The 23,388-nt window shown below is 73.0% G+C and carries 17 protein-coding genes and 1 pseudogene; 12 read left to right on the forward strand and 6 right to left on the reverse strand.

Annotated elements, in window-relative coordinates; genetic code table 11:
- The 5 genes and pseudogenes from JKV81_RS35630 to JKV81_RS35650 form a co-directional block, all read right to left on the reverse strand.
- Positions 1 to 286 (reverse strand): annotated as a pseudogene (locus tag JKV81_RS35630) (allantoicase); the annotation flags it as partial.
- 59 nt (positions 287 to 345) lie between these two features.
- On the reverse strand, positions 346 to 1,269 hold the full coding sequence (locus JKV81_RS35635; protein ID WP_202079738.1) for a LysR substrate-binding domain-containing protein: 924 nt from the start codon (positions 1,267 to 1,269) through the stop codon (positions 346 to 348).
- A 78-nt stretch (positions 1,270 to 1,347) separates the two neighbouring features.
- Entirely contained in the window at positions 1,348 to 1,578 is a 231-nt protein-coding gene (locus JKV81_RS35640; protein WP_241748442.1) for a hypothetical protein, read from the reverse strand.
- A 20-nt stretch (positions 1,579 to 1,598) separates the two neighbouring features.
- The gene (malQ, locus tag JKV81_RS35645; protein ID WP_202079740.1) at positions 1,599 to 3,740 is read right to left on the reverse strand and encodes a 4-alpha-glucanotransferase; all 2,142 of its coding nucleotides are present in this window, start codon (positions 3,738 to 3,740) and stop codon (positions 1,599 to 1,601) included.
- Positions 3,741 to 4,055, reverse strand: coding sequence for a hypothetical protein (locus tag JKV81_RS35650; protein ID WP_099172605.1), 315 nt, complete (start codon positions 4,053 to 4,055; stop codon positions 3,741 to 3,743).
- A gap of 330 nt (positions 4,056 to 4,385) precedes the next feature.
- Here JKV81_RS35650 and JKV81_RS35655 point away from each other — a divergent pair, with 330 nt between their 5' ends.
- Positions 4,386 to 7,394 (forward strand): glycoside hydrolase family 84 protein, encoded by a 3,009-nt coding sequence (locus JKV81_RS35655; protein WP_202079742.1) that lies wholly within the window; start codon positions 4,386 to 4,388, stop codon positions 7,392 to 7,394.
- 199 nt (positions 7,395 to 7,593) lie between these two features.
- Here the strand turns inward: JKV81_RS35655 and JKV81_RS35660 are convergent, their stop codons facing one another.
- Positions 7,594 to 8,130 (reverse strand): HNH endonuclease, encoded by a 537-nt coding sequence (locus tag JKV81_RS35660; protein ID WP_104785722.1) that lies wholly within the window; start codon positions 8,128 to 8,130, stop codon positions 7,594 to 7,596.
- A gap of 318 nt (positions 8,131 to 8,448) precedes the next feature.
- On the opposite strand from JKV81_RS35660, the gene JKV81_RS35665 reads away from it, so the two are divergent.
- From JKV81_RS35665 to JKV81_RS35715, 11 genes are all read left to right on the forward strand, one after another.
- Positions 8,449 to 9,513 (forward strand): mechanosensitive ion channel family protein, encoded by a 1,065-nt coding sequence (locus tag JKV81_RS35665; RefSeq protein WP_124276459.1) that lies wholly within the window; start codon positions 8,449 to 8,451, stop codon positions 9,511 to 9,513.
- Between the two features lie 148 nt (positions 9,514 to 9,661).
- Entirely contained in the window at positions 9,662 to 10,822 is a 1,161-nt protein-coding gene (locus JKV81_RS35670; protein ID WP_129263007.1) for an ROK family transcriptional regulator, read from the forward strand.
- 166 nt (positions 10,823 to 10,988) lie between these two features.
- The gene (locus tag JKV81_RS35675; RefSeq protein ID WP_202079744.1) at positions 10,989 to 12,329 is read left to right on the forward strand and encodes an ABC transporter substrate-binding protein; all 1,341 of its coding nucleotides are present in this window, start codon (positions 10,989 to 10,991) and stop codon (positions 12,327 to 12,329) included.
- 11 nt (positions 12,330 to 12,340) lie between these two features.
- Positions 12,341 to 13,339, forward strand: coding sequence for a carbohydrate ABC transporter permease (locus tag JKV81_RS35680; protein ID WP_202079746.1), 999 nt, complete (start codon positions 12,341 to 12,343; stop codon positions 13,337 to 13,339).
- Between the two features lie 7 nt (positions 13,340 to 13,346).
- Entirely contained in the window at positions 13,347 to 14,246 is a 900-nt protein-coding gene (locus JKV81_RS35685) for a carbohydrate ABC transporter permease (RefSeq protein WP_202079748.1), read from the forward strand.
- A gap of 3 nt (positions 14,247 to 14,249) precedes the next feature.
- Positions 14,250 to 15,515 (forward strand): 6-phospho-beta-glucosidase, encoded by a 1,266-nt coding sequence (locus tag JKV81_RS35690; protein ID WP_124276455.1) that lies wholly within the window; start codon positions 14,250 to 14,252, stop codon positions 15,513 to 15,515.
- Positions 15,506 to 16,474: an N-acetylglucosamine kinase gene (locus tag JKV81_RS35695; protein WP_129263013.1), complete on the forward strand. Its 969-nt coding sequence runs from the start codon at positions 15,506 to 15,508 to the stop codon at positions 16,472 to 16,474. Before JKV81_RS35690 ends, JKV81_RS35695 begins: the two co-directional genes overlap by 10 nt.
- 304 nt (positions 16,475 to 16,778) lie before the next feature.
- Positions 16,779 to 18,170, forward strand: coding sequence for a GlnX family signal transduction membrane protein (locus JKV81_RS35700; RefSeq protein ID WP_129263015.1), 1,392 nt, complete (start codon positions 16,779 to 16,781; stop codon positions 18,168 to 18,170).
- Positions 18,171 to 18,181: 11 nt separating this feature from the next.
- The gene (locus JKV81_RS35705; RefSeq protein ID WP_147985090.1) at positions 18,182 to 19,216 is read left to right on the forward strand and encodes a glutamate ABC transporter substrate-binding protein; all 1,035 of its coding nucleotides are present in this window, start codon (positions 18,182 to 18,184) and stop codon (positions 19,214 to 19,216) included.
- Between the two features lie 49 nt (positions 19,217 to 19,265).
- On the forward strand, positions 19,266 to 20,603 hold the full coding sequence (locus JKV81_RS35710) for a coiled-coil domain-containing protein (protein WP_202079750.1): 1,338 nt from the start codon (positions 19,266 to 19,268) through the stop codon (positions 20,601 to 20,603).
- Positions 20,600 to 23,386, forward strand: a complete 2,787-nt coding sequence (locus JKV81_RS35715) for a serine/threonine-protein kinase (protein ID WP_129263019.1) — start codon at positions 20,600 to 20,602, stop codon at positions 23,384 to 23,386. Before JKV81_RS35710 ends, JKV81_RS35715 begins: the two co-directional genes overlap by 4 nt.
- The last annotated feature ends 2 nt before the right edge of the window (positions 23,387 to 23,388 follow it).

The raw sequence follows: 23,388 nt of genomic DNA on the forward strand, positions 1-23,388 counted from the left end.
GGCGGCGGGTCTCCCAGCCGTCCATGATCTTGCCCTTGTGGCCGAAGCGCTCGGGGTCGAAGACGGCGCGTTCGCGGATCAGGAGGTTCTCGCGCTCGGCGAAGAACTCGTCGTTCGCCGCGATCACGCCGGCGCCGAGGCGGCGGTCCGCGAGGTCGACCAGTTCGGTGAAGGGGAAGTCGCCCGCCCGGTAGTCGGCGTAGGGGTCACCGCCGCCGTAGGGGGCCGCGTCGTTGGCGTGCGGGTCGGTGGATGAGGGCTCCGTCTGGATCTTGTCGGTGGGCATGTCCCCACTGTGCCGCCGCACCACCGATCAGGTCCATCGAAACTTTTCGTACAGTTCTTTCAGTTCTGCTGAACGATCCGGCCTGCCGCCCGCTCCAGCGCCGTCAGCACCCGCGCCACCGCCGGCCCGCGCTCGGCGCCCTGCCGTACCGCCGCGACGACATGCCGGTACGGCCGGTCCTCCTCCAGGACGCGCATCTGCACGCCGTCGCGCGGCCGGTCGGAGGCCGAGACCATGCGCGGGATCAGAGCGACGCCCATGCCCGCCCGCACCATGGCCAGGATGGCGGTCCAGCCGGCGGCGCTGTGGGCCTGTTCGGGGACGAACCCGGCGGCCTCGCAGGCCGCGGTGGTGATCTCCGACCACGGGCCGGACCCGCCGAAGATCCAGGGCTCCCCGGAGAGGTCCGCCAGCCGCAGCGCGGGCGCCCCGGCCAGCGGATGGCCGGCGGGCAGGGCCACGTCCAGCGGGTCGGCCAGCAGCGGCAGCAGGGTGAAGCGGGGGTCGCGGGCCGTCGGGGCGTGCGCCGCCAGGGAGAGCGCCAGGTCCACCTCACCGGCCGACAGCAGCTCGTAGGCCTGGGCCGCCTCCGCCTCCCGTACGCGCACCTGGGGCCCGGGCCGGTCACCGGCGGCCAGGAGCTCCACGGCCGGTACGACGAGGGCGGGCACGGCGGTCGAGAAGGCACCGACCCGCACCAGGCCCGCCTCGCCCCGCAGATAGCCGGTCAGTTCGGCGTCGGCCCGCTCCAGCTGGGCGAAGACCGCCTCGGCGTGGCGCAGCACGAGGTGCGCGGCGTCGGTGAGCCGTACGCGGCGGCCCTGCGCCTCCAGCAGTGGTACGCCGAGCTGCCGGGCGAGGTTGGTGAGCTGCTGCGAGACGGCCGACGGGGTCATGAGCAGGGCCTCGGCCGTGGCGGTGACCGTGCCCCGGTCGCGCAGGGTGCGCAGGATGCGGAGCTTCTTGACGTCCCACTCGGTCATGGCCGAAACCTACCCGGAGCCCGGACATGCCGGTGCGCCGCGCGGTACGTCGTACCGGCGGCGCACCCGGAGAAAGCTCTAGGCCTGCTTCTTGGACTTGTCGAGGACCATGACGAGTCCGGCGATGACCAGGAACAGGACGATCGGTGTCGCGACGTAGAGGCCGAGGGTCTCCAGCACGTTCAGACCCGGGCCCGGGTCGTCACCGTCGTCGCGGGTCAGCGCGAGCGCGGGGGACGACATGAGCAGCATCATCAGCGTCGTACCGGCCGCGACGGCGCCGGCGCGCATAGCGTTCTTCTTGTCCACGGTGCAAACGTAGCGAACGCCTACGAGGGGCGCGCGCCCGGGGGTGCCGTAGGGGACTCCGGGCCCTCCGCCAGGACGGCCATGAGCCGGTGCAGCCGGGGCGAGGCGGTGATCTCCTCCAGGGTGACGGGATGCCCCTCCGCATCGGCGATGGGCAGGCGCCAGTTGGGGTACTGGTCCCAGGTCCCGGGGAGGTTCTGCGGGCGCCGGTCGCCCACGGTGTCCGGGAGCCAGACCCCGGCCATCCGGGCGGGGGTGCGCCGCAGGAAGCGGTGGACGGCGCGGACGGCCGCCTCCTCGTCGCCGTCGCCCTCGGGCAGCAGCCGGAGCCGGGCCAGGTAGGCCAGCCACTCGGCGGTGTCGGCGGCGTCCTCGGCCAGTTCCTGCTCCAGCCCGCGGGTGAGCAGCCCGAGCCGGTGGCGGAGCGTCACATGCTCCCCCGTCAGCCGGGCCGCGGTGGAGGGCAGGTCGTGGGTGGTCGCCGTGGCCACGCAGTCCTCGCGCCACTTCTCGGGGGCGAGCGGCCGTCCGGTGCCGCCCCAGTCGCGCTCGAACCAGAGCACGGAGGTGCCGAGCACCCCGCGCCGGGCGAGCGCCTCGCGCACACCGGGCTCGACGGTGCCGAGGTCCTCCCCTATGACGGCGGCACCGGCCCGGTGCGCCTCCAGGACGAGGACGGCGAGCATCGCCTCGGCGTCCTGACCGACGTACGCCCCCTCGGTGGGCGGCTGCCCCTCGGGCACCCACCAGAGCCGGAAGAGGCCCATGACGTGGTCGATGCGCAGGGCGCCGGCGTGGGCGAGCAGACCGCGCAGCAGGTGGCGGTAGGGGGCGTACCCGGAGGCCGCGAGGGCGTCGGGGCGCCAGGGGGGCAGTCCCCAGTCCTGGCCGTGGGCGTTGAAGGCGTCGGGGGGCGCGCCGACGGACATGCCCAGCGCGAAGGCGTCCTGCTGGGCCCAGGTGTCGGCGCCGTCGGGGTGGACGCCGACGGCGAGGTCGTGGACGATCCCGACGGCCATCCCGGACTCGCGTGCGGCGCTCTGCGCGGTGGCGAGCTGGGTGTCCGTCAGCCAGGCGAGCCGGCAGTGGAAGTCGACCCGGTCCAGCAGCTCGGTGCGGGCCCGGGTGCTCTGCGGGGAGCGGGGGTCCCGCAGCCCCTCGGGCCAGTCGCGCCAGCGGGGGCCGTGCACCTCGGCCAGGGCGCACCACAGGGCGTGGTCCTCCAGGGCCTGCCCCTGTCCGGCGAGGAAGTCGCAGTAGGCGGCGCGGCGGCCGGGGGTCAGGGGGACCTCGTGGACGATCTCCAGGGCCTGCTTCTTGAGCGCCCAGACGGCGTCCCGGTCGATCAGCGCGCCCTTGTTCAGCACGGCCTCGCGCAGGGCCGCGGCCTGCTGGCGCAGGTCGTCCAGGGCCGTCCTGCCCGGCTCGGCGACATGGCCGTACTCCGGGATCGACTCGATGTGGAGATGGACGGGGTCGGGGAAGCGGCGCGAGGAGGGGCGGTACGGGGACGGGTCGGTCGGGCTGCCCGGTACGGCGGCGTGCAGCGGGTTGACCTGGACGAAGCCGCTCCCCAGGGTCCGTCCCGCCCAGGCGGCGAGGTCGGCCAGGTCGGAGAGGTCGCCCATGCCCCAGGAGCGCTCGGACAGCAGCGAGTAGAGCTGGACGAGGAAGCCGTGCGTGCGGGCGGGCGGCTGGGGTACGCGGTCCGGGGCGACGACGAGCGTGGCGGTCGCGTGGTGGTGGTCCGGCGTGCGGACGGCGAGCCGGTGCACGCCCAGGGGCGGTTCGGTCCACCAGGAGGGCGTCGTCGGGGCGTCCCCGGACGGGGCGGGCGCCGGGAGCACCCGCATGCGCAGGGGCGAGGGCGCGGTCCCGGGCTCGGGGTCGACGGTCAGGAGCGCGCCGGCCGGCAGTCCGGTGAGCGCGGCCGGCAGCGGCTCTCCCGACCAGACCACCACCGTCGGCGGGAGCAGTCGGGAGGCCGCCGCCGATTCGGCTGCGGCGAGTGATCTCCGTACCTCCGCGGGAGTGTCGGCGTCGACGCCCAGCACGGCGAGCACGGCCGTGACCGTGTCGTCGGGGACGGACACCGTGACATCCGCGGACGGGGAGAAGGAGGTGGCGACGCCGTGCAGTGCGGCGAGCCGGGACAAGCCCATTCAGACTCCTGGGGACTCCATGCCCCCTGCGGTGCCGGGTGCTGTCGGCTCGCTGGTCAGAGGGGCGACGGCGGCGAGCGGTGGCTCGCTCGTGAGGGGTGTGGCGTCGGCGAGCGGGGGCTCGCTGGTGAGCGGGGCGCTGTCGGCGAACGCGGGCTCGCCGGTCAGGTGGGAGACATCGGCGAGCGGCAGCTCACTGATCATCGGAGGAGCGGTGAAGGTCGGGGACGTGTCGCGTGCCAGCGGATCGGGGTCCATGGGGCTCGGTACCTGTTTGGAGAGGGCGGAGAGCAGAAGCTGCGCGGATGCGGGCATGGTGGCCTCCTGGCCGTGGACAACAGGACACAGCAGGCCTACCCAGCGGGCGCGGGAGCAGACGTGGACGTGACATAGGCGTTATGACAACGACCCCAACGTGCCCTGGGTCACACTTCGTTCCCGCACCCGTCGGGTATGGGCCGTTTTCGGCCACTCGCCAACTCTCCCCCACGGCCCGCACGTCACCCCGTGCGACACGACGGGCATATCGGCACGACACGGCCATGTGCGTTGACACCTCCGCGCCCGGGTGGTGGGCTCGTACGTCACCGCCGGGCGGGAACGGGGACCGGGCCGCGGACGGAGTCGGGGACGAAGGAGTGCGGCGTGCAGCTCGGGCGCAGGAAGCATGCGGCGGCCGTGGCCCTCGCCGTGATCGGCGGGCTGCTCGGCCCGCTCGGCCCGCTCGCTCCGGCCGCCCTCGCGGCCCCCGACGGCCCCGACGGCCCCGCCTCGACCACCGCGGAGCGCACCGGTGACGCGCGGCTGCCCGCCGTCTGGCCCCGGCCGCAGTCCCTCAGGGCGTCCGGACAGGCCGTCGCCCTGGGCACCGAGGTGACCGTCCTGGCCGACGCGGAGGCCGATCCGTACACCGTGGACGCGCTCCAGGAGCTCCTGCGCGACTCCGGTGTGCGTACGGTGCACGACACCCTGCCCGGCGAGGGGCCGGTGATCCGGCTCGGCGGGACCGGCGCGGGCCGTGCGCTGCGGGCCCTGGGAGCGGCCGACCGCGGCGATCTGCCGTCCGGCGGCTACCGCCTCGCGGCGGGCAGTGCCGACGGCCGGCCCACGGTCGCCCTGGACGGCGTCGGCGAGGACGGCCTGTTCCACGGCGTGCAGACGCTGCGCGGGCTCGTGCGGGGCGGCACCGTGGCCGGAGCCGTGGTCCGCGACTGGCCGGGTACCGCCGTGCGCGGGATGACCGAGGGTTTCTACGGGCAGCCGTGGACCCTGGACGAGCGGCTCGCGCAGCTGGACTTCATGGGACGTACGAAGCAGAACCGCTATCTCTACGCGGCCGGCGACGACCCGTACCGGCAGTCCCGCTGGCGCGACCCCTACCCCGCCGACGAGCGGGCCGGCTTCCGCGCGCTGGCCGCGAAGGCGCGGGCCGAGCACGTCACGCTCGGCTGGGCCGTCTCGCCCGGGCAGGCGATGTGCATGGCGTCCGACGGGGACGTACGGGCGCTGAACCGGAAGATCGACGCGATGTGGGCGCTGGGGGTGCGGGCCTTCCAGCTGCAGTTCCAGAACGTCAGCTACAGCGAGTGGCACTGCGACCGGGACGCGGAGACGTTCGGCAGCGGTCCTGAGGCGGCGGCCAGGGCGCAGGCCCGGGTCGCGAGCGCGGTCGCCCGGCACCTCGCCGACCGGCACCCCGGCGCGGAGCCGCTGTCGGTGATGCCGACCGAGTTCTACCAGGACGGCGCCACCGACTACCGCTCGGCGCTCGCCGCGGAGCTGGACGACCGGGTGCAGGTGGCGTGGACCGGCGTCGGGGTCGTGCCGAGGACGATCACCGGGGGTGAGCTGGCGGCCGCCCGGGCTGCCTTCCGCCATCCCCTGGTCACCATGGACAACTACCCGGTCAACGACTACGCGCAGGACCGGATCTTCCTCGGCCCCTACACCGGCCGGGACCCGGCGGTGGCCGGCGGGTCCGCCGCGCTGCTCGCCAACGCCATGGAGCAGCCCTCGGCCTCCCGTGTCCCGCTGTTCACGGCGGCCGACTTCGCCTGGAACCCGAAGGGGTACCGGCCCCAGGAGTCCTGGCAGGCGGCCCTGGACGACCTGGCGGACGGGGACACCGCCGCCCGGGCCGCTCTGGGCGCCCTGGCGGGCAACAGCGCCGGCTCGGTGCTGGGCGGCGACGAGTCCGCGTACCTCCGGCCGCTGCTGGCCGCGTTCGAGGCCTCGCGTACGGCCTCGGACGGGGCGCGCCGCGCGAGGGCGGCCCGTGAGCTGCGGGCGGCGTTCGGCGTGATGCGGCAGGCCCCGGAGCGGCTGGAGGCGACCGCGGGCGGCCGGCTGCGGGACGAGGTGGCGCCGTGGACGGCGCAGCTGGCCCGGTACGGCAGGGCGGGTGAGCTCGCCGTGGATCTGCTGCTCGCGCAGGAGCGGGGCGACGGGCCGGCCGCCTGGCGGGCCGAGCTGGCCCTCGAACCCCTGCGCAAGGCGATCCGGGCGAGCACGGCGACGGTCGGCAAGGGCGTCCTGGACCCGTTCCTGGACCGGGTCGACAAGGAGGCCGACGCCTGGAACGGCACCGACCGCGACACGGGGACGGCGACCCGGGACGCCCACGGCTGCACGGTGAGGCTCGACCGCGCACGCCCGCTGGAGGCGGTCACCACGCTGGCCCGGCCGGGTGACGCGGCGGGGGACGCCGTCCTGGAGGCCCATGTCCCGGGCGAGGGCTGGCGCCGCCTCGGCCCCCTGTCGGCGACGGGCTGGACGCAGACGGCGGCGAAGGGGCTGCGGGCGGACGCGCTGCGGGTCACCGCCCCGTCCGCCCGCCCCGTGCTGGTGGGCCCGCCGGCCCCCGGGGCGCCGGACGTGTCCCCGCCCCGGGAAGCCCCCGAGGTGCGGGCGCTCGTCCCCTGGTTCGGTGACGAGCCCGCGGCCCGGCTCGATCTCGTCCGCGACCGGACGGACGCGGTGATCGGCGGCGGTACGCAGCGGGTCGAGGCGCGGCTGGCCGGCGGGCGGCCCGGCGAGGTGAAGGGCTCACTGACGGCGAAGGCGCCCGAGGGCATCGAGGTGAAGGTGCCGAAGCAGGCGACGGTGACCGGCGGCTCACGCACCGACGTCCCCGTGGACATCACCGTGCCCGACGGCACCCCGGCCGGTGAGTACGAGGTGCCGCTGCGCTTCGCGGGCGAGGAGAGCACCCTGACCGTGCGGGCCTTCCCGGCGGCCTCGGGCCCCGATCTGGTGCGTACGGCGAAGGTGTCCTCGTCCGGTGACGAGACCCCGGACTTCCCCGCGTCGGCCGCCTCGGACGGCGACCCCACGACCCGCTGGTCCTCGCCCGTCGAGGACGACGCGTGGTGGCAGGCCGAGCTGCCCGAGCCGGTCCGGCTGGGCCAGGTCGTGCTGCGCTGGCAGGACGCCCACGCCTCCCGCTACCGCGTACGGGTCTCCCCGGACGGCCGCACGTGGCGTGACGCGGCGACCGTCCAGGACAGCCGGGGCGGGCGCGAGTCCGTCCGGATGGACGCCGGGGACACCCGCTTCATCAGGATCCAGGGCGACGCCCGGGCCACCGAGTACGGCTACTCGCTCTGGTCGGTCGAGGCCTACGCGGTCGCGGGGAAGGACCGGAAGACGCCCTGAGACACGTGGGGCCCTGGAACGCGCGCTGGAGGAGACGGGTAGGACGCCGGAACGCCCCTCTGAGACGCGTAGGACGCCGGGACGCGCCCTGAGACGCGTAGGCCCGGAGCGCACCCTGGAGACGCACAGAAGGCCGGAACGCGCCCTGGGACCGTAAGAGGCCCGGGAACGCTCCCTGAGACACGTCAGGCCCGGTTCCTCAGGCGGAAACGCCGTCGATCCGGGCCATCACGTCGTCCGCGCCGAACGGCTGCAGATACGGCAGCCAGCGCGGATCCCGGTGCCCCGTCCCGATGATCCGCCAGGCGAGACCGCTGGGCGGCGCCGGCTGGTGGCGCAGCCGCCAGCCCAGCTCGGGCAGATGGCGGTCCGCCTTGACGTGGTTGCAGCGGCGGCAGGCCGCCACCACGTTGTCCCAGGCGTGCTGACCGCCGCGGCTGCGCGGGATGACGTGGTCGACGCTGGTCGCGGCGGCCCCGCAGTACATGCAGCGTCCGCCGTCCCTGGCGAAGAGCGCCCGGCGGGTCAGCGGGACGGGCCCTCGGTAGGGGACCCGGACGAAGCGCTTGAGACGGACGACGCTGGGCGCGGGCACGGCACGGGTGGCACTGTGCATGAAGGCGCCGGATTCCTCGAGGCAGATGGCCTTGTTCTCGAGGACGAGGACGAGCGCGCGGCGGAGTGGTACGACGCCGAGCGGCTCGTACGAAGCGTTGAGAACCAGGACGTGCGGCACGTGGATGCCTCCTTGTACGCCGGCGACGCGTGGCTCGCGCCGGGACGATCCGATCTCAGTCTCTCCTCATGCCTGGTCCGAGCGCCACCACGTGCGGGTAACGGGCCGGAGGGATTTTTCTCACCGTCCCCGTCCGCCGCACCTGCCGCGGGCACCGGAACCGCTGCTCCAGCAGGGCGGGCCGGCCCCGCTGTGCGATCGGCCACACACCGTGTATCCCCGGGTGAGACGTGTCTCTCCCTCCCCGGCTGCAACGAACCACTCCCCCGGCTTCGTTACTGTGGTTGGTCTGCTGTCGCACCCCTGGAGGTCCCCGCCGTGTCCCTGTCCGCCCTCCTGGCCGCGACTCCGTCCCCCGGGGCCGCGGGCTCGCTGGACGAAGCCGCCGAGCGGGCCGGGAACGCCGCAGGCTGGGTCGAGGAGAACTGGTCCACCTGGCTGAACACCGGTCTCCGCATCGTCCTCATCGCGGCCATCGCGATCGTGCTGCGCTATCTGATCAGGCGCGCCCTGACCAACCTCATCGACCGGATGAACCGCAGCGCCCAGGCCGTGGAGGGCACGGCGCTCGGCGGGCTGCTGGTCAACGCGGAGCGCCGCCGCCAGCGCTCGGAGGCCATCGGCTCCGTACTCCGTTCGGTGACGTCGTTCCTGATCCTGGGCACCGCGGCCCTGATGATCCTGGGCGCCTTCCAGATCAATCTGGCACCCCTGCTGGCCTCCGCGGGGGTCGCCGGTGTGGCACTGGGCTTCGGCGCGCGCAACCTGGTGACCGACTTCCTCTCCGGCGTCTTCATGATCCTGGAGGACCAGTACGGCGTCGGCGACCAGATCGACGCGGGCGTCGCCTCCGGTGAGGTCATCGAGGTCGGCCTGCGGGTCACGAAGCTGCGCGGCGACAACGGCGAGATCTGGTACGTGCGCAACGGCGAGGTCAAGCGGATCGGCAACCTCAGCCAGGGCTGGTCCACCGCCGGCGTCGACGTCACGGTCCGCCCGACGGAGGACCTGGAGCTGGTCCGCAAGGCGATCGCCGGGGCGGGCGAGACCATGACCAAGGAAGAGCCCTGGTCGGAGCGGCTGTGGGGTCCGGTGGACATCCTCGGCCTGGACGCGGTGCTGCTCGACTCGATGACCCTGCGGGTCACCGCGAAGACCATGCCGGGCAAGGCGCTGGGCGTCGAGCGCGAGCTGCGCTGGCGCATCAAGCAGGCGCTGGACGCCGCAGGCATCCGGATGATCGGCACCCTTCCCCTCCAGACCGACGGCGAGTCCGCCGCGGACCCGACGGCGGCCATGGCGGCCCCCTCGGCGTACGCGTCGGCGACATCGCCGCAGTCCCTGGCGGCGACCCCGATACCGCCGGCCAATCTGACGAAGTGACCGGCCCGGGACGGCCGGTGCGCGCGGCGCCCCCGCAGGTAACGCTTTGGTTGCCTCGGGGGCGCTTCCCATTGACGCCCCGGTGACGCCGCCATACCTTCCTCTCACCGATAGGAAAGTTTCCTAACAGAGGGCAGGCGCGTCGCTCATGGCCGGAACCACACCAGGCACCCCCAGCGTTCTGCGGGCCATGAACGACCGGGCCGCGCTCGATCTCCTGGTCACCCAGGGGCCTCTGACCCGTACGCGCATCGGGGAGCTGACCGGGCTCTCCAAGCCCACCGCGTCCCAGCTGCTCGCGCGTCTGGAGGAGGCGGGGCTGGTCCGCTCGACCGGCAGCCAGAGCGGGCGCCCCGGGCCGAACGCCGTGCTGTACGAGATCGACCCGGCCTCCGCCCATGTCGCGGCGCTCTCCGTCGGGCCCACCGGGATCGACGCCGTGGTCGCCGACATCACCGGCACGGTGGTCGGATCCTGCCGCGTGGAGGCCGACGCGGTCGCGGAGGACGTACGGCACCGCACCGCCCAGCTCGTCGCCGAGGCCGTGGACGGCGCCCTGCGGCCGACCGGTCTCGGCCATGACGACCTCGCCGCCGTGGTGGTGGGCACTCCGGGCGCGATAGACCCGCACACCGGGCAGCTGCGTTACGCGCCCCATCTGCCCGGCTGGCACTCCCGCACCCTGCTCGCCGACCTCGCCGAGGTGGTCGGCAGGCCGGTCGTCATCGAGAACGACGTGAACCTCGCCGCCGTCGCCGAGCAGTACGAGGGTGCCGCGCAGGACCACGACCACTTCGTGCTCGCCTGGCTCGACGAGGGGGTCGGCGCCGCGATCGTGCTGAACGGCGCCCTCCTGCGCGGTGCCACCGGGGGCGCCGGGGAGATCGGCTACATGCCGCTGCCCGGTGCCCCGCTCGCCCGGGGCGGCGCGGCCGACTGGGCGGGACCCGACGCGGGGGGCGGCTTCCAGAGCCAGGTCTCCTGCCCCGCCGTACGCGACCTGGCCGGGGGCAGACCACTGGCCGAGGCCCTCGCCGACGAGACCGTACGCGCGGAGGTCGCCCGCAGGCTGGCCGCCGGGCTCGCCTCCGTGGTCGCCGTGGTCGATCCGGAGCTGGTCGTCCTCTCCGGCCTCGTGGCCCAGGCCGGCGGGGAGGAGCTCCGCGCGTGCGTGGAGGCCGAGATGACCGGGCTGGCCCTGCCCAGGCCGCTGCTCCGTATCAGCGACATCAAGGGTGACCCCATCCTGACCGGTGCGTTGCGGACCGCGCTCTCCCAGGCGCGCGACAGCACCTTCGACACCGCCTGACCGCACCGCCTTACCCCGTCCGACCCGACCCCGCACCGTGTCCGCCCGTACCGGGTGGTCCGTACGGCACCCCCATGCCCGGTGAGCCGCCCCCGCGCGCGCCGGTTCCGAGTCGTACCCCGATCCCCTCACCCTCCGTCCCTTCTCCCGGCAAAGGAAGTCCGCCATGGCGCTACGGCGCATTCGTACCCGCGTGCCCCTGGCGCTCGGCGCAGCCGCGTTGCTGCTGTCCGGCTGCGCGAATCCGAGCACCGGCAGCAACACCGACGACCCCACGAAACCCGTCACGCTGAAGTTCTGGCACGGCTGGTCGGCGCCCGGCGAGGTCAAGGCGATCAACGAGAACATCGCCCGGTTCGAGAAGCTCCACCCGAACATCGACGTCGTCTCCACCGGCAATGTGAGCGACGAGACGATCAACCAGGCGCTGCGGGCCGGCGGCGGCGACGCCCCGGACGTCGTCACCTCGTTCACCACCAACAACGTCGGCCAGTACTGCTCCTCCGGCATGTGGGCGGACCTCGACCCCTTCCTGAAGAAGAGCGGGATCGACAAGGCGAAGGTCTTCCCGAAGACGCTGCTGGACTACACGCAGTACGAGGGCGTGCAGTGCGCGTCCCCCCTGCTCGCCGACGCGTTCGGGATGTACTACAACAAGGACGCCTTCGAGGAGGCCGGGATCAGCCGGCCGCCGCGGACCATGTCCGAGATGAAGGCGGACGCGGTCAAGCTGACGCGGAAGAAGAAGGACGGCTCGCTGGAACGTGCCGGCTTCATGCCGAACTTCCAGCTCTACCAGAACTCCCCCGACCGGATGTTCGCGCAGTGGGGCCCCGAGTACTTCGACGCCGAGGGCAAGGCGAAGCTCGCCGACGAGCCCAGGACCGAGCAGTTCTTCTCCGCCATGCGCGGCCTCGCCGACGCCCAGGGCGGCTACCAGGCCATGGAGCGGCTGCGCGCCACCTTCGGTGACGAGATGTCGTCGCAGAACGCCTTCCTGACCGGCAAGCTCGCCATGCATCTGGACGGCGAGTGGCGCGGGCTGATGCTCGACGAGGCCGAGGCGAAGTTCGACTGGGGTGTGGCCCCGCTGCCGGTCCCCGACGACCAGGCGGACACCTACGGACGCGGCTATCTGACGGGCACCGTGGCCGGTATCGCGCACAGCAGCCGGCACCAGAACGCGGCGTGGGAGCTGGTGAAGTACCTGACGATCGACACCGAGCCGGTCGTCCACTTCGCCAACGCGATCCACAACGTGCCGTCCACGTTCGAGGCGCTCAAGTCACCCGACCTGGACGCCGATCCGGCCTTCCGGACCTTCATCGAGATCGCGCAGAACCCGCACAGCCAGGCCGTGCCGCCGTCGAACAACGGCGGTCAGTACATCACTTCGTTCGGTGACTTCTCCCAGGGCGTCGAAGCGGGCCGGACCAAGGACCTGCACCGGGGCCTGAGGGAACTCGACGAGCAGATCGACGCCGACAACCTCCAGTCGGAAAACTGAGGAGCCGAGTCATGGCACTTTCCCTCTCCACCCCGGCGAAGTCCGCCGGCCGGGGGACCGAACCGGCCCCCCGCAACTCCCCCCTGCGGCGCAAGCGGAACCGCGAACGGCTGCGCACCCTGGGGTTCCTCTCGCCCTGGCTGGTCGGCTTCTCGGTCTTCTTCGGCTACCCGCTGATCGCGACCGTCTACTTCTCCTTCATGCACTACAACCAGATCAAGGAGCCCACCTTCGTCGGGCTGCGGAACTGGCGGTACGTGCTGGAGCAGATGCCGCTGTTCGGCCCGGCCCTGTGGAACACGCTGTGGCTGGTCGTCGTGATGGTCGCGCTGCGCGTGGCGTTCGGCCTCGGCATCGGCCTGCTGATCACGAAGATCAAGACCGGGGTCGGGCTGTTCCGTACGGCCTTCTACATCCCGTACCTGGCCCCGCCGGTCGCGGCCACCGTCGCCTTCGTCTTCCTGCTCAACCCGTCCACCGGCCCGGTCAACGAGATCCTCTCGTGGGTCGGCCTGCACGGCCCGAGCTGGTTCAACGACCCGAACTGGTCGAAGCCCTCGCTGGTCCTGCTCTCGCTGTGGGGCATCGGCGACCTGATGGTCATCTTCATGGCCTCGCTGCTGGACGTGCCGAAGGAGCAGTACGAGGCGGCCGACCTGGACGGCGCCGGTTCCTGGACGAAGTTCCGTTACGTCACCTGGCCCACCATCACGCCGATCGTGCTCTTCGCCGTCGTCACCGGGGTCGTGCAGACGATGCAGTACTACACGCAGGCCCTCGTCGCCGGGAAGCTCGCCTCGGGCGTCTCCATCGGCCCGGGCACGGTGATCCAGCCCGGCTACCCGGACCACTCCACCCTGACGGTCCCGCAGCTCGTCTACTCGATGGGCTTCCAGAACTTCAACACCGGTGCCGCGTGCGTCCTCTCGCTCGTGCTCTTCGCCATCGCCATGGCCGTCACCCTTCTGCTGATGCGCAAGAGCGTCGGCCTCATCCCGGCGGAGGACTGAGATCACCATGACCACCACCCTGACCAGGCCGGACACCGCCGCGGCGAGCCGGCCGAGCGGCTCCGACGCCGCGCGGCACCGCCGTAAGCGCGTCCTGAACTGGATCGCGGTCCACTCCGTGGCCGTCGCGCTCGCCCTGTTCTTCGTCCTGCCGTTCGTCTTCGTCCTTCTCACCTCGGTGATGAGCGACGACCAGGCGATGAGCGGCGATCTGTGGCCGGACTCCTGGAACTGGTCGAACTACTCGACGGTCTTCCACACCCCGGGGTTCCTCGGCTGGTGGCGCAACTCGCTGATGTACGCGCTGCTGGGCACCGTGTTCACGGTGTGCTCGTCGGTGCCGGTCGCGTACGCGCTCGCCAAGTTCCGCTTCCGTGGGCGGCGTACGGCGATGATCCTGGTCATCTCCACCATGATGCTGCCGCCGCAGGTCATCATCATCCCGATGTACCTGGTGTGGGCCCAGCAGTTCCACCTGTCGGGCTCGCTCTGGCCGCTGATCATCCCCATGGCGTTCGGCGACGCCTACTCGATCTTCCTGCTGCGGCAGTTCCTGCTCACCATTCCGCAGGAGTACATCGAGTCGGCGAAGGTCGACGGATGCGGTGAGTTCCGCACCCTGCTCAAGATCGTCGTACCGATGGCGAAGCCGGGCATCGCGGCCATCGCGCTCTTCCAGTTCTTCTACTGCTGGAACGACTACTTCGGCCCGCAGATCTACGCCGCGCAGAATCCGGGCGCCTGGACCCTGAGCTACGGCCTGGAGTCCTTCAAGAGCGCCCACGCGGTCAACTGGAACCTGACGATGGCCGCGACCCTGCTCGTCATGGCGCCGGTCATCATCGTGTTCTTCTTCGCACAGAAGGCCTTCGTAGAAGGCGTCACCCTCACCGGAGTAAAGGGCTGAAGCATGAAGCTCGCAGTAGTTGGCGGCGGGTCCACCTACACCCCCGAACTGATCGACGGTTTCGCGAGGCTGCGGGACACCCTGCCGGTCGAGGAGCTCGTGCTCGTCGACCCGGCGGCCGACCGGCTGGAGCTGGTCGGCGGCCTGGCCCGGCGGATCTTCGCCAAGCAGGGCCACCCGGGCCGCATCGTCACCACCTCCGACCTGGACGCCGGGGTCGCCGGCGCCGACGCGGTGCTGCTCCAGCTCCGCGTCGGCGGGCAGGCCGCCCGCAACCAGGACGAGACCTGGCCGCTCGAATGCGGCTGCGTCGGCCAGGAGACCACCGGGGCCGGCGGTCTCGCGAAGGCGCTCCGCACCGTCCCGGTCGTCCTCGACATCGCCGAGCGGGTGCGCCGTACCAACCCCGACGCCTGGATCATCGACTTCACCAACCCGGTCGGCATCGTCACCCGGGCGCTGCTCCAGGCCGGGCACAAGGCCGTCGGGCTGTGCAACGTGGCGATCGGCTTCCAGCGCAAGTTCGCCGCGCTGCTCGACGTGACGCCCTCCGAGGTCCACCTCGACCACGTCGGGCTCAACCACCTGACGTGGGAGCTCGGGGTGCGCCTCGGCGGCCCGGACGGCGAGGACGTCCTGCCGAAGCTGCTGGCGGAGCACGGCGAGAGGATCGCGGGCGACCTGCGCATGCCCCGGCAGATCATCGACCGGCTCGGCGTGGTCCCCTCGTACTACCTGCGGTACTTCTACGCGCACGACGAGGTCGTCCGGGAGCTCGGCACGAAGCCGTCCCGCGCGGCGGAGGTCGCCGCGATGGAGAAGGAACTCCTGGAGATGTACGGGGACCCGGCCCTGGACGAGAAGCCGGCGCTGCTGGGCAAGCGGGGCGGTGCCTTCTACTCGGAGGCGGCCGTCGACCTGGCCTCGTCCCTGCTCGGCGGGGGCGGCTCCGCGGTGCAGGTGGTCAACACGTACAACAAGGGGACGCTGCCGTTCCTGCCGGACGACGCGGTGATCGAGGTGCAGGCCCGGGTCGACGGCACGGGCGCGACCCCACTGGCCGTGCCGGAGCTGGACCCGCTGTTCGCCGGGCTGATCGGGCACGTCACCGCGTACGAGGACCTGGCCCTGGACGCCGCGCTGCGCGGTGGCCGCGACCGGGTCTTCAAGGCGCTGCTGGCCAACCCGCTGGTCGGCCAGTTCGAGTACGCCGAGGCGCTCACCGACAAGCTGATCGCGCACAACCGGGAGCACCTGGCGTGGGCCTGACCGCACATGTGCTCGCGATCGACGCGGGCAACAGCAAGACCGACGTGGCCGTGATCGGCGCCGACGGTACGGTCCTCGGCACCGGTCGCGGGGGCGGTTTCCAGCCGCCGATCGTCGGGATCGGTCCGGCCGTCGACGCGCTGGCGGCGGCGGTCCGGCCCGCCCTGGCGCAGGCGGGGGTGGACGGCGTCGACCATGTGTCGGCCTGTCTCGCCAACGCGGATCTCCCCGTCGAGGAGCGGGAGCTGGCCCAGGCGCTGGAGGGCCGGGGCTGGGGCGCCACCGTGGAGGTGCGCAACGACACCTTCGCGATACTGCGCGCGGGGGTAGACGAGCCCCGCGGTGTGGCGGTGGTGTGCGGGGCGGGCATCAACTGCGTCGGCATGCGCCCGGACGGCGCGACCGCCCGCTTCCCCGCGATCGGCCGTATCTCCGGTGACTGGGGCGGTGGTTCGGGGCTGGCCGAGGAGGCGCTGTGGTTCGCCGCGAGGGCCGAGGACGGCCGGGGCGAGCCGACCGAGCTGGCGCGGACCCTGCCGGGGCACTTCGGGCTCGACTCGATGTACGCCCTGATCGAGGCACTGCACCTGGGCCACATCCCGTACGCGCGCAGGCACGAGCTGACGCCCGTGCTGTTCTCCACCGGCGCGGCCGGCGATCCGGTCGCGCGCGGCCTGGTGGACCGGCTCGGCGAGGAGGTCGTGGCGATGGCCTCGGTCGCGCTGGGCCGGCTCGGCCTGCTGGAGGAGGAGGCCCCGGTGGTGCTGGGCGGCAGTGTGCTGGCGGCCCGTCACCCGGCCCTGGACGAAAGGATCGCCGCGCTCCTCGCCGTACGCGCCCCGAAGGCGGTGGTCCGGGTCGTCTCGGCTCCCCCGGTGCTCGGTGCCGCGCTGCTGGGGCTGGACCACACGGGCGCCGCCCCGGAGGCGCAGACCGTGCTGCGCGCGCAGTACGCCTGAGGGGCGGAGCGGCCGGGCGTCCCGTGGCGGTGCCGCGCGGGGCGCCCTTCGCGTACGGGAACCGATCGGTCGCCCCGAACGTGTTCCTGGTGGGGAGAAGGACAGGGGGACCGGGCTGCTCAGGGGCCCGCCGGGCCGATCGCCTTGATCGCCGGCGATCCTCCTGATCGAATACGGGGGACGGTACGGGATCCGGGCATTCCTGGTGGACTGCGGCATCCGGGGCCATACTTCAGGCCAGGACGCGTCGTCCCCCGATCGGCCGGGGGGCCCGGGCCGTCGTCATGACCGAGGGGGAGGTCACGTGACATACCCGCCGAGCGGGCCCGCGCTGCGGGAGCCCGGGCCGGACCTGTCGTCCGCGCCCGTGACCGTGCCCGCGCAGCGCCGTGGTGCCCCGTCGGTCGCCGTCGAGCGGCTGCGCACCGCGGCGACGACCGAGCCGGGCAGGCTCCAGATCATCGGGGCCGCGCTGGCGCTGCTGGTCGTGGTGTTCGGGGCGGTGACCGTCCTGGAGGTCTCGGGGCGTGCCTCGTCCGCCGCCGACGTGGTGACCCGCAGTCAGCCGCTGAGCGCGGACGCCGCGAGCATCTACCGTTCGCTGGCCGACGCGGACACGATGGCGGCGAGCGGCTTCCTGGCCGGTGCACAGGAGCCGAAGGACGTGCACGAGCAGTACGAGAAGGACATCAAGGAGGCCTCCCGGCTGCTGGTGAAGGCGGCGGGGAGCACCGACACCTCGTCCTCGTCGCACCAGGAGATCACCACCCTGGGCGAGCTGCTTCCCGAGTACACGGGCCTGATCGAGCGGGCCAGGGCGAACAACCGGCAGGGGCTGCCGCTCGGCGGCGCCTATCTCCGGTACGCCAACCAGAAGATGACGAACGAGATCCTCCCCGCGGCGGAGCGGCTGTACACCGCGGAGACCCACAGGCTCGGCACCGACTCCGCCGACGCGCGGCGGTGGCCCTTCCTCTCGCTGGCGGCCGGACTCGTGGCGCTGGCCGCGCTGGTGTGGATGCAGCGGCGCAACTACCGCCGGACCAACCGCGTCTTCAACCACGGGCTGCTAGCGGCGACGGCGGCGGCCACGGTGGTGCTGCTGTGGCTGGCCGTGGGCCACACGGTCGCGCGGGCGGAGCTGCATGGTGCGATGGTGAACGGGCAGCAGTCTCTCGACGTGCTCAACAAGGCCCGGATCAATTCGCTGAAGGCGCGCGCCAACGAGAACCTCACGTTGGTCGCCCGGGGCGCGGTCCTGACCCCGGACGGCACGAAGGATCAGTACGAGACCGATTACGGCACGGGGATGAAGGCACTGGGCGCACAGCTGGCGAGCGCGGCGAAGCTCGCCGGCGACGACTCCACGGGACGCGCGCCCGTGGACGCGGCCGCCACCAGCGTGACCGAGTGGCAGGACCGGCACAAGAAGGCCAGGGAGACGGACGACCAGGGCGACTACGACAGCGCGCTGTCGCAGATCATCGGTCCGGAGAACTCCACGGGTGAGTCCTTCGACGAGGTGGACGACGCGCTGGAGCTGGCCCTCGCCCATGAGCAGGACCAGTTCGACTCGGCGGCCGCGGACGGCCGCGGGGCGCTGGGCGGACTGCCGGCCGGGGCCGCCGTCCTCGCCGTGCTGGGCGCGGTCGCCGCGATCGTCGGCGTCAACCGCAGGCTCTCGGAGTACCGGTGAGGGGACGAGCCATGACCAGGGCGAAAGGCCGGGCCGCGGGCGGCGGACTGCGCGGCTGGGGCGGTGTGACGGGCATGGCGGTGGCCTGTGCCGTCACGGCCTCGCTCACCCTGCTGCCGCTGGCGCACAGCCACGGGACGCTGGGCGGGCAGGGCTCCGGCCACGGCGCCGCCTCCGCGGTGCCCGTGAAGGCCGAGGAGTGCAAGGACCCGGAGGCGAGCCTCCCGGCGTCCAAGGCCGACGGCCCGAACATCAAGAAGATCAAGGAGCGCGGCAAGCTGATAGCGGGTGTCGACCAGAACAGCTTCCGGTGGGGGTACCGGAACGCGGAGGCAGGCACCCTCGAAGGCTTCGACATCGACCTCGTGCGGGCCATCGCGGAGAACATCCTCGGCGACCGCGACGCGGTGATCTTCCGTGCCATCCCCACCAACCAGCGCATCGCCGCGCTGGAGCACGACAAGGTGGACGTCGTCGTCCGCACCATGACGATCAACTGCAAGCGCGCCGAGCAGGTCGCGTTCTCCACGGCGTACTTCCAGGCCGGCCAGCAGGTCCTGGCGCCCAAGGAGTCCACGATCGACGGCTACAACGCGTCGCTCAAGGGCAAGCGGGTCTGCACGGCGGAGGGTTCGACGGCGTACGACGCGCTGGCCGCGAAGTCCTTCGGCGCGGTCTTCAAGGACGCGCACGACGGCACCGCGGCGGACGAGGACCAGCTGACGGTGCCCAACCAGCTGGACTGCCTGGTGCGGCTCCAGCTCGGTGAGGTCGACGCGGTGGTCACGGACAACGCGCTGGCGGCGGGCCAGGCGGCGCAGGACCCGGCGGTGGAGCTGAAGGGCGACGGCCCGTTCACCACCGAGTACTACGGCGTGGCCGCGAAGCTCGGCGCCGACGACCTGGTGGCCCGGGTCAACCAGGTGCTGGCCGAGTACCGCCAGGGCGGGGCGCAGAGCCCCTGGATGACGTCGTACCGCACCTGGCTGGAGGAGGGGCTGCCCGGCATCGAGGGGCCCCCGGCGCCCAAGTACCGCAGCAACTGAACCCGTCCGGGCCCTCGCGGGCCCGGCGGCCGATACGGAGAGGTGATCGATGGGCGTGGCGGGATCCTTCCCCGGATTCACGGGGAGGCCCCCCGGCCCGGTCATGGACCGGGACGAGGCGGACCGTGCGCTGGCCCGGCTCGGCGCGGAGCACGAGGCCATCGAGACCTCGCTCCTCGCCCTGCAGGACCACGCCGGCCGCCGGCTCCTGGAGGGCGCCGACCTGACCGGCGTCACCAAGGAACGCTGGGCCTCGGCCGAACAGTCCATCACCCTGCTGTGGGGGTACTTCGACGCCTACGCGGCGGCGCTCGCCCGGGCCCGGGAGATCCGGGCCGGGCGCCGCTACCCCGGCAAGGACGACCTGGCGGCCCTGACCGAGGTGCTGCGCGGCGACAGTGTGACGGTCGCCAACCCGGGTGCGGTCGGCGCGGATCCCGCCACCGGCGGCCCGGCCAGGCTCTCCGAGCGGTTCACGCTGGAGGAGCTGGTCGCCCGGATGAACGACCTGTACGCCCGTTCGCTGGACATGGTCGTCGCGGCGGACTCCGTGTGGTCGGCGCTGCCCGCCCGGATAGACCTTCTCGCGGCGGAGCTGCGCCGTACGCGCTCGCTGGCGCACTCCGTCGGCGTACGCCCCGGAGAGCATCCGGCGGGGGACGACCTGGAGTCGATCACCCAGGAACTGACCACCTTGCGGGTGCAGGTGATCTCCGACCCCCTGGCGTTCTGGCTGCCCGGGCCGGGCAGCGCCGCCCCCGGCGGTGGTCGCCCCGACACCTCGCGCTACGACCGGGCGGCCCGCGCCCTGGAGGACGTACGGCGGGAGATCGAGGCGGTGCTCGCCGTCCGGCAGGACGCCGAACAGCGCCTGGTCCAGCTGCGCGACGTGCTGTCCCGCGCGGACCGCACGCTCTCGGAGGCCCGCTCCGCGCGCGGCGAGGTGCTGGCGAAGATCGCCGCCTCGGAGGTGCCCGCGGTCAGCGGCCCGCCGACCGCGCTCCAGGAGCGGCTGGCCGCCGCCTCCGAGTACCGCAGGCACGCCCAGTGGAACCGGCTGTCGCCGCTGCTGGACTCGCTGGAGCGGGAGGCCGAGGACGAGCTGCTGCGCGCCCGGGAGTCGCTGACGTCCGTGACGGCGCCGCTGGCGGTCCGTGCGGAGCTGCGCGGCAGGCTCGACGCGTACAAGGCGAAGGTGGCCCGGCACGGGCTGGCCGAGGACCCGCTCCTGATCGAGCGGTACGACGCGGCCCGCCGGATGCTGTGGAGCGCACCGTGCGATCTGCGCGTCGCCGAACAGGCGGTCCTGCGCTACCAGCGGGCCGCCACGGATCTGCTGACACCGCGCCCCCGGGGCGAGCACGGCGGACAGGGGGAGACATCGTGAGTACGGAGTGCCAGCGCCCCACGTGCGAGGGCAGCTACGAGGACATGGGCGGGGGCGAGCTGTACTGCGACACCTGCGGCCTCGCGCCGGTCGTGTCGCCGACGGGCATGGTGAGTTCGCCGCCCACCGGCATCGCGGGCGGCGGCCGGGGGGCCGGCGGCCGGGGAAGCAGCAGCACCTCGCAGCGGACCGGTTCGCAGGCGTCGGCGCGCTCCTCGTCCCGTTCGTCGACCTCCCGGCGCTCGGTCTCCGGGCGGCTCTCCCGCTCCCTGTCCGGGAGCTCGACGTCCCGCTCGGTGTCGGTGCGCTCCTCGGGCGTCTCGACGGGGTCCTCCTCGGGGCGCGGCAGGCTGGGCGCGGGTCTGGTGCTCGTCCCGGACGTGCCGCGGCCCGACCCGCAGACGGCCGTGATGCAGAACCCCGAGGTCCCCGAGCGGAAGCGGTTCTGCTCGCGCTCGGACTGCGGTGCGCCGGTGGGCCGGGCGCGGGGCGAGCGGCCGGGCCGTACCGAGGGGTTCTGCACCAAGTGCGGGCACCCCTACTCCTTCGTGCCGAAGCTGCGCGGCGGCGACATCGTGCACGGGCAGTACGAGGTGGCGGGCTGCCTCGCGCACGGCGGGCTCGGCTGGGTCTATCTCGCGGTGGACCGGGCGGTCTCGGACCGCTGGGTGGTCCTCAAGGGCCTGCTGGACACCGGGGACCAGGACGCCATGGCGGCGGCCATCTCGGAGCGGCGCTTCCTCGCGGAGATCGAGCACTCCAACATCGTCCGCATCTACAACTTCGTGGAGCACCTGGACCAGCGCACCGGCTCCCTCGACGGCTACATAGTGATGGAGTACGTCGGCGGGAAGTCGCTCAAGGAGATCGCCAACGAGCGCCGCACACCGGCCGGCAAGCGGGATCCGCTGCCGGTGGAGCAGGCCTGCGCGTACGGGATCGAGGCGCTGGAGGCGCTCGGCCACCTGCACAGCCGCAACGTGCTGTACTGCGACTTCAAGGTCGACAACGCGATCCAGACCGAGGACCAGCTCAAGCTCATCGACATGGGCGCGGTGCGCAGGATGGACGACGACGAGTCGGCCATCTACGGCACCGTCGGCTACCAGGCGCCCGAGGTGGCGGAGGTCGGCCCGTCCGTCGCCTCCGACCTCTACACGGTGGCGCGGACCCTCGCGGTGCTGACGTTCGACTTCCAGGGGTACACGAACGTCTTCGTGGACTCGCTCCCCGACCCGGACAACATCGAGGTCTTCCGCAGGTACGAGTCGTTCTACCGGCTGCTGGTTCGGGCCACGGACCCCGATCCGGCCCGGCGGTTCTCGTCGGCCGCGGAGATGGCGGAGCAGCTGACGGGTGTGCTGCGGGAGGTGGTCGCCCTCCAGACGGGGCGTCCGCGTCCGGCGCTCTCGACGCTGTTCGGCACGGAACTGCGGGTGACGGACACGGCGTTGTTCGCGGAGCTGGCCGGTGAGGTGTCCCGGCTCGGCGTCCGGACGGGCCCCTCGGGCGGTTCGGGCCGCTTCGGGCGCCGGCGGGCGGCAGCGGCTGTCCCGGCAGCCACACTTCCGGCCCCGTCCCTGACGGCCGCCCCGCCCGTCGCCCCGCCGATCGCCCCCGTACCGCCGACCGCGCCCGGCGCCGGCCCGCTGTACGCGCCGGACACCCATGTCCGGGGCGGCACCGGCGGTGGCCCGGCGGGCGGCGCGGTGGTCGGCGCTGCGGGCGGCGCGATGGCGTATCCGCAGCCTCCGGCGGCCGTTCCGGCCCCACGCGCGCCGGTCCAGGGCGCCGGTGTGCTCCCCGCGGTGTACCCGGGCGCCGGTCCCCGGCTGGCCCCGTTCGACGCGCGGGCGACCTCGCTGGCCCTGCCGGTGCCCCGGGTCGACCCGAACGACCCCAACGCCGGTTTCCTCGCCGGGGTGATGGCGTCGGCGCCCGCGGAGCTGATCGCCGCGCTGCACTCGGTGCCCGCCGCCTCGCTGGAGACCCGGCTGCGGGAGCTGCGGGCCCGCCTGGAGATGAGCGAACTCGACTCCGCCGTAAGGGCGCTGACCTCGGTCGAGACGCAGCACCCGGACGACTGGCGGGTGGTCTGGTACCGGGGGATCACCTCGCTGGTGACCGGTGACAACGAGAACGCGGCGCTGTCGTTCGACGCGGTGTACGACGCCTTCCCGGGTGAGCCCGCGCCGAAGCTCGCGCTGGGTATCTGCGCGGAGGTCCTGGGGCAGCTGGACAACGCCGCCGAGTACTACCGCCTGGTGTGGGCGACGGACCCGAGCTTCGTGAGTTCGGCGTTCGGTCTGGCCCGGGTGCAGATCGCCGCGGGTGACCGGGGGGCGGCGGTGCGCACCCTGGAGTCCGTACCGGAGTCGTCGATCCACTACACGGCGGCCCGGGTGGCCGCCGTGCGGGCCAGGCTGCGTGAGCGGGCCCCGCACGAGCCGCTGATCGACGATCTGTCGGCCGCCGCGGACCAGGTGACGGCGCTGCGGGAGTACGGCCTGGACGCGGTGAGACGTGAGCAGTTGTCGACCGAGGTGCTGGGGACGGCACTCGACTGGGTACTCTCCGGTAGTCCCACGGCTCAGCCGGCGGCTCGGTCCTCTCCCGCGGCTGCGGGCCCGAGGACGGTGCTGGGCAGTGAGCTGGACGAGCGGGGCCTCAGGTTCGGCCTCGAACGCTCGTACAGGATGCTCGCCCGGCTCGCGCAGCGGGGCGACGAGAGGATCGAACTGGTGGAGCGGGCCAACCGTTTCCGCCCCCGGACCTGGGTGTGAAG

The organism is Streptomyces silvae (assembly GCF_016745505.1).
In the GTDB taxonomy this organism is placed as follows: domain Bacteria; phylum Actinomycetota; class Actinomycetes; order Streptomycetales; family Streptomycetaceae; genus Streptomyces; species Streptomyces silvae.